This is a genomic window from Streptomyces sp. YIM 98790 (genome assembly GCF_011421595.1).
Taxonomy (GTDB): Bacteria; Actinomycetota; Actinomycetes; order Streptomycetales; family Streptomycetaceae; genus Streptomyces.
The window spans coordinates 1-1,928 of the sequence record NZ_WTLH01000371.1 but is presented as its reverse complement, the minus strand read 5'-3'; the positions used below and the strand labels follow the sequence as shown (position 1 = coordinate 1,928).

Here is a 1,928-nt window from a genome sequence, read left to right as displayed (position 1 = left end):
GGCTGGGCGGGCAGACCGGGCGCTGCCGCGGGCGCGGGCACGGCTGCGGGTGCGGAGGGACGGTCGGCGCCCTCGGGATGGCCGGACCGGTGCTGCGGAGGGCGGAGCCGTGCCGGGCGGGTCTCCCACCCCGGCTGCGCGGCGGCCTGGGCCGCCGGGCCCGCGGCATGCCCGCCATGGGCAGCGTCGTTCAGATCCCTCACAGCAGCCCCCTTGTCGTCCCCTGGCGTGCCCGGTCTGGCGGTCACGGCGTTCCCGGTGCCGCGCCGCGCTTCTTGTGCAGGCTGATGCTGACCGTGCGGTCCTCGGCGACCGTCGATTCCACCTCGCCGGCGAGCGCGGTCAGGACGGTCCAGGCAAAGGTGTCCCGCTCCGGCGCGCGGCCCTCGGTGGTGGGCGCCGAGACGGTGACGTGCAGGGCGTCGCCGTCCAGGGAGAACAGACAGCTGAGCGTGGAGCCGGGGATCGCCTGCTGGAGGAGGATCGCGCAGGCCTCGTCCACCGCGATGCGCAGATCCTCGATCTCGTCAAGGGTGAAGTCCAGGCGGGCTGCCAGCCCGGCCGTAGCCGTCCGGAGTACCGACAGATAGGCTCCCGCGGCCGGGAGCCTGACTTCCACGAAGTCCTGCGATCCGCGTTCCCCTGGGATCTCGGTCACCCTCACCTCCACGGTGATCCACACGGATGAGCGCCGCGCCGGGGCGCCCTTGCCATCATCCAACGAACCGTGGTGCCCGATGGTTCGCCGGTCCGTCCGAGACGCTACCCCGATCCGCGGCACACTGTCGCCTTATCACTCATCGTATTGCATTCGGTGCAATCTGTGGCCAGCGGTGACGGTCAATTCCCGCAAGAATCCGATGGGTTGATGTGTGATTTCCGGTGCTTTATGCCGAATGACCGTTAATGTGCGGTCAGCCGGTGATCACCGCGGCCAGTACGGTGCCCCGGGGGAACGCGCCCTCGGCGGTGAGTGCCGTGAGCGCCCAGAGCAGCTTGGCGACATAGACCGGCTCGGGCACCGGCACGCCGTGCCGGGCGGCGAAGTCCTCGGCGAAGCCGGTGAGCTCGGGCGGCGTGCGGGCGTAGCCGCCGTGGTGGAAGCGCTCGTCCAGGCGCCAGTCGCCGCGCGGCGCGCCGTACGCCTCCCGCTGCAGGCGGCTCACCTCGGCGGCCAGGAAATGACCCCGGAGCACCGGGATGCCCAGCGCGGACTGGTCCGGGCCGAGACCGGCGGCCAGACCGGCCAGGGTGCCGCCGGTGCCGCAGGGCACGGCCGCCACGTGCGGGCGCAGCGGGGGAGAAGCCGCGTCCAGCTCGCGGCCCAGGGCGGCGCAGCCGTGCACCGCCGGGGCGTTGCTGCCGCCCTCCGGCACGACGTACACCTCCTCGTCCGGGGCGAGTTCGGCGCGCAGCCGGCCGGCGAAGCCGGGACGGTGACGGTCCCGGTAGGCGGCGCGGCTGACGAAGTGCAGCCGCATGCCGTCGGCCGCGCAGCGGGCGAGCGAGTCGTTGAGCGGGCGGCGGGCGAGCTCCTCGCCGCGCACCACCCCGATGGTCGCCAGGCCCAGCAGACGGCCGGCCGCGGCGGTGGCGCGCAGATGATGGGACCAGGCGCCGCCGAAGGTGAGCAGGGCGGGCGCCCGGCCGCCGGCCAGCGCGGCGTCCAGATTGGGCACCAGCTTGCGCCACTTGTTGCCCGGTATCTCGGGGTGGAGCAGATCGTCGCGCTTGAGCAGCAGCCGCACGCCGTGCCGGGCGAACCGTTCGTCCTCGATCTCCTGCAACGGCGACGGCCCCCGCGCGCCCAGCGCCCGCTCCGCCGCGCCCGCGGTGCGGCCCGCCGCCCGTTCCCTTCCGTCCCTGCTCATCGCCCCCATCCTGCCCTGTCCTGCCGTCAGCCGCCGCCCGCCGCCCGCCGCCCGCCG

Annotated in this window: 2 protein-coding genes and 1 pseudogene; all 3 read right to left on the bottom strand. The window is 74.1% G+C overall.

Annotation, left to right across the window (positions count from 1 at the left end):
- A pseudogene (locus GQS09_RS28840) lies at window positions 1–203 on the bottom strand (hypothetical protein); the annotation flags it as partial.
- Between the two features lie 41 nt (window positions 204–244).
- Complete coding sequence (locus tag GQS09_RS28130; RefSeq protein WP_165990334.1) at window positions 245–658, bottom strand: anti-sigma regulatory factor; 414 nt, start codon at window positions 656–658, stop codon at window positions 245–247.
- Window positions 659–914: 256 nt separating this feature from the next.
- Window positions 915–1,871 carry a 1-aminocyclopropane-1-carboxylate deaminase/D-cysteine desulfhydrase gene (locus GQS09_RS28125; protein ID WP_165990333.1) on the bottom strand — a complete coding sequence of 319 codons (957 nt, stop codon included), beginning with the start codon at window positions 1,869–1,871 and terminating at the stop codon, window positions 915–917.
- Window positions 1,872–1,928 lie beyond the last annotated feature (57 nt).

Coding starts and splice junctions, on each gene's coding strand:
- GQS09_RS28125 (WP_165990333.1), bottom strand. CDS start 1,871: ATGAGCAGGGACGGAAGGGAACGGGCGGCGGGCCGCACCGCGGGCGCG.